At 70.6% G+C, this 5,287-nt stretch carries 1 protein-coding gene; it reads right to left on the reverse strand.

Annotated features, from left to right (window positions below; all coding sequences use genetic code 11):
- On the reverse strand, positions 1 to 5,287 hold a 5,287-nt coding region (locus P24_RS19540), incomplete at both ends, for an SDR family NAD(P)-dependent oxidoreductase (protein WP_008946344.1).

Consider the following 5,287-nt stretch of genomic DNA (forward strand, 5'->3'; position numbering starts at 1 on the left):
GGTCTCGGCGATCCATTGCGCCACAGTGCCCTTGCGCCGTTCGAGCCTGTCGCCACGCGCCCAGCGTTTCAACAGCCGTCCCCGCTCGCCCGGACGCAGCAGGTCGAGATCGGCGACCGGCTGGCCGGCATCGGCGCATACCGCTTCCGTCAGCCGCTCGAAACGCTCCAGCAGGCGGGCGATGGCGGACGCCTCGAACCGCGCGGCATCATAGCCGGCGACCAGCCGCAGCCCGTCCGCCTCCTCATAAATCTCCAGCCCCAGCGGACCGTCCGGCTGCTGCCGCAACCCGCCGATTGGCGTCAGCGCAGCGCTTTCCGCTTCCGCCTGCCGGCCGAGGAAATTCTGGTAGGCGTAGCTGACGCGGTAGAGCGGCTGGCCATCGGCGCGGCCCTTCACCGCGCGCGCCACGGCGGCATGCGGGTAATCGGCATTGTCCAGCGCCGCCGTCAGCTGCGCCTGCACCTCGCGCAGCAAGTCGCCTGCCGGCCGGTTACCGTCAAACGTGGCCCGCACCGCGACCATGTTGGCGAAGAAGCCGATGGACCGGGCGAAGCGGGCCTCGGGGCGGCGCAGCACCGGCATGCCGATGACAAAATCCGCCTCGCCGGTGAGCCGGTGCAGCAGCAGGGCGAACACGCCGAGGAAGAAGGCCGATGGGGTGACGCCCAGCTTCACGGCCACGGCACGGGCGCGCGCCACCAGCGCTGTGGGCAGGGCCTTTTCCAGATGCGCCGGTTCGACCACGCCGCCGGAAAGCGCCGGTACTTTTTCTTCCGGCAAGGTCAGCGCCGGAAGGTCGCCTTCCAGCCGCGTACGCCAATAGGCAAGCTGCGCCTGCCCTTTCGGCGAGGCCATGAAACCCTGCTCCCAACCGACGAAATCGGCATAGTCCGCCGCGACCGGTTCAGCCTGCGCCTCGCCTGCCCTAAAGCGGTCATAGGCGTCGCGCAGCAGCCCGGCGAGAACTAGCGCCGACATGCCATCGAAGGCGATGTGATGGGCAACGATCAGCAGCAGCCCGTCGCCTGCCGGCCTGTCGGACCGGCGCAGCAGCGCGAAGCGGATCGGCGGCTCTTCATGCAGATCGAAGGGCAGCACGGCCCGGCGTTTCGCCTCGTCCAGCGGATCGACCCCAGCCGGCACGGCGACATCGCGCAGGATTGTGCTGATTGGCTGGCCGGCCAGACGCACATCCTCGTCCCCCTCGACAAGCCGCGCGGTCAGGATCGGGGAGCGCGCCAGCAGCCAGCGGCAGGCGCGCTCCAGCGCGGTGCGGTCGATGCCGGACAGATGAAAAGCCATCGGCACGTTGTAGGCGGCACTGTCCGGATAGAGCGCCTGCCAGACCCACAGCGCGCTCTGCCCCTCGCTGAGCGGCGACTGCCATTGCTCCGGTGGCAGGATATCTGCTGCTTCTACTGCCCGAACCGGCGCACCGCGCCGCTCCGCAACCCAGCCGGCCAGCGCGGCGGGTGTGCCCAGCCGTTCCAGATCGGCATGGCCGACCTCCACGCCGGTCGCCTCGCGCAGCGTATGGATCAGCCGCAGCGCGGCCATGGAATCGGCCCCCTGCGCGCGGAAATCCGCATCGGCGCTTATATCGGCGGCCGCCACGCCGAGTTCCGCCGCCAGCGTGGCCGTGACCAGACCGAGCACATCATCCGCAACGGAGACCGGCTGCGCTGCCGGCGACGCAACCATCGCCGCGCCGATCCAGTGCCTGTCCCGCGCGAAAGGATAACCGGGCAGCACCAGGGACGGCCCCTCGACCGGTTCGTCCGGCACCACCTCGCCAGCCATCTGGCCGGGCCGTGCGGTTTCCAGCCCCGCCAGCAGCTCGGCATGGCTGGACGCCACAATCTCCGCGCGGTGTTCCATCGCCTCCCGCCCGGTACGCAGCGTGTAGGACAGGCGGGCGAGCGAAATCTCCGGGTTGGCGCGCAGATGCGCCGCAAGATCGGCCAGCATTTGCGTCAGCTGCGCCGGTGTGCGGGCGGAGACCGGGAACAACCTTCGGCGCGGTACCTCCGCAGCGGGCATCTTCTGCACCAGCGCTTCCTCCAGCACCAGATGCACGTTGGAGCCGCCGGCCCCGAAAGAGCTGACCGTCGCCCGGCGCGGCTGCTCCACACCGTCGATCACCGGCGCCCGCCAGGGGGCCAGCGCCGCCTGCGGCACGAAGGGCGTGCCGGCGAAATCCGCCTTCGGATTCGGCGCGCCCGGCCGGATCGAGGGGGCGAGTTCGCGGTGCTGGAGTTGCAGCAGAACCTTGGTCAGCTGCGCCATGCCGGATGCCGCCTCGGCATGGCCCATATTGGCCTTCACCGAGCCGATGGCGCAAAACCCCACCTCCGGCGTGAAGGCGCGGAAGGCGCGGGTCAGCGCGCGCAGTTCGATGGCGTCACCGATGGCGGAGCCGTTGGCCGCCGCCTCGACATAGGAGATGTTGCGCGCATCCACCCCGGCGGCGCGCAGATTCTCCTCGATCAGCCGCGCCTGTGCCTCGGCGCCGGGCACCGCATAGCCGGCGGAATGGCCGGCATGATTCGCCGCACTCGCCTTCACGATGGCCAGCACCGCATCGCCATCGCGCAGCGCATCGGCCAGCGGCTTCAGCAGCACCGCCCCCACGCCTTCCGCCGGCAGATAGCCATCGCCATCGGCGAAGCTGCGGCTGCTTTCATGGCTGCCGATCAGCCCGGCACGGCTCAGCGCCAGGTACTTGTCCGGGATGATCGAGAGATTCACCCCGCCGGCGATGGCCAGCCGGCATTCGCCCAGCCGCAGGCTCTGGCAGGCCTGATGCACTGCCTGCAGCCCGGAGGAGCACATGCTGTCCACCGCGACGCTCGGGCCCTGAAGATCGAGGAAATAGGACAGCCGGTTGGCGATGCCGGCATAGGAGGCGAGGCTCAGCAGCGCCTTGCTGTCGGCATCCATCTCCAGCGCGCGGTATTGCTGGTACATGGCGCCAACGAACACGCCGACGCGCGACTCGTAGCCCCGCGCCAGCCGGTCGCGCGTGTGGCCGGCGCGCTCCAGCAGATGCCAGGCGGTTTGCAGGAACAGCCTTTCCTGGGGGTCGGCAAGCGCCGCCTCGCGCGGGGTATAGCCAAAGAAGCCGGCATCGAACCTGTCGATGTCGGTCAGGAACCCGCCCCATTTGCAATGGGACGTGCCGGGCCGGCCCTTTTCATGCGCATAGACCGCGGCATGATCCCAGCGATCATCCGGCACCTCGGTCACCAGATCGCGGCCTTCGCGCAGCGCCTGCCAGAATTCCTCCGGCGTATCGGCGCCGGGGTAGCGCCCGGCGACGGCAATGATGGCGATGTCCCCGGCGGCCGCTTGCGGCTGGGCGGAAGACTGCGCTTCGGGCTGCGGGTTGGATGCGGATTCGGCATCGCCAAAGGCAGCGCCGTGGCTGTCCGCCAGCGCCCCGGCCAGCGCGGAGAGCTTCGGATATTCCAGCAGCAGCGTGGCCGGCAGCGGCCCCAGCTTGCGCTCCATCGCCTCGACGATCTGCAGGGCCGACACAGAATCGACGCCATAGCGATCCAGCGTCGACTCCGGGTCCAGCCGTTCCGCCGGGATGTTCAGCGCGTCGCCGACATGGCGGGACACAAACGCCAGCGCCCGCTCCCGCAAAGGCGCGGAAGCGATGCGCGCCGATGGGGCGGCCCGTTCTGGCACCGGCTTCTCCCCGTCCGGCATCAGCGCCGCGCGCAGCCTTTGATGGTCGCCGTCCAGCACGAGGATCTGCTGCTCGTCCAACGCCAGCGCGGCATTCAGCGCAGCGAAGGCGGCCTCGCTTTCCAGTGGCCGCACGCCGACCGCGCGCTCCGCCGCCGCCACCGCCGTTTCCGCCATCTCCATGCCGCCGGCGCGCCAGTAGGGCCAGTCGAGGGACAGCGTTCGGCCCTGCCGCTCGCCACGGGCGGCCAGAAGGTTGCGATAAGCCGCGAAGCCATCGAGGAAAGCGTTGCCGGCGGCGTAATCCGCCTGCCCGGCATTGCCCAGCGCGCCGGCCGCCGAGGCGAACAGCAGCATAAAGCCGAGCGGACGGCCACCCAGCGCCGCATCGAGAGTGGCAAGCCCGGCGACCTTCGGCGCCAGCACGGCGCGCAGCTCCGCCGCCTCCTTGCGCACCAGCAGCTTGTCGCGGGTGATGCCGGCGGCATGGATGACACCGTCGATATGGCCGTGCGCAGCATAAATCTCGTCGGCCAGCGCCTTAACCGAAGTCGCATCCGTCATATCGGCCTGGCGATAGATCACCTCCGCCGGCAGGGCGGCCAGCGCCGCGCGGCGCGCCTCCGACAGCGGCGACCGCCCGGTCAGCCACAGCACCGGCTTGCGCCCCTCCGCCGCGATCTCGCGGCACAGCAGCAGGCCCAGCCCGCCGGCCCCGCCGGTCACCAGATAGACACCGCCCGGTTTCCAGACCGGCGCTGCCGGTTTTGCCGCGACCTCCCGCCAGTGCCGCACCTGCCTTCCCTGTGCGGTGTGGCGGATATCGGCATCGGCGCTGCCCTGCTCGGCCCGTGCCAGCGCGGCAAGGTCCGCCGCGGGATCGGCCACGGCGATGGTCTGGCAGCGCAGGCCCGGCCGTTCCTGCACGGCGCTGCGCAGCAGCCCGCCCAGCCCTTCCAGCAACGCCTCCTCACCATCGAGCGGCACGAGAAGCTGCACCAGCGGCTGCGCCGGACGCTCGCGGAACAGCGCCTGCAGCCGCGCCAGCATCTCTGCCGCATGATCGGCATAGCGATCCGCCAGCGTGGCACCCTTGCTGGCCAGTATTGCCGCCCAGTCAGGACCAAGCGCGGCAACGGCACGCTCCATCCGCTCCGGCGCGAAGCCGCACAGCAGCGTCACGATCCGGTCGGCTGCAAGATCGCCGCCCGCCGGCTGCGCCCGCCAGTCCGGTGCCAGCAGCAACGGCAGCGGTACAGCCGGCATGGATTCCGCAACCGTCCGTTCAGGAATCCCACCGGGCACCCAGTAACGATCCCGCGCGAAGGGATAGGCGGGCAGGCCGATGCGCCTTGCCGGCTTGCCGCCCCTGAGGCCGCGCCAATCGACGCGCCCGCCGGCAGCCCAGGCACGGGCCAGATCCTGCGGATCGGCAAACCCGGTCACCGCCGCACCGAAGCCCGCCGCGCGGCCGCGATACACGCCCGGCACATCGCCTTCGCCCGCCAGCACGCGGTCGAGCGCCGCCAGCAGCGCGGCGCGGCTGTCCGCGACCACCGCCAGCCTCTCCTCGAACGGCTCGCGGCCTTCC

It is taken from the genome of Oceanibaculum indicum P24 (assembly GCF_000299935.1).
In the GTDB taxonomy this organism is placed as follows: Bacteria; Pseudomonadota; Alphaproteobacteria; order Oceanibaculales; family Oceanibaculaceae; genus Oceanibaculum; species Oceanibaculum indicum.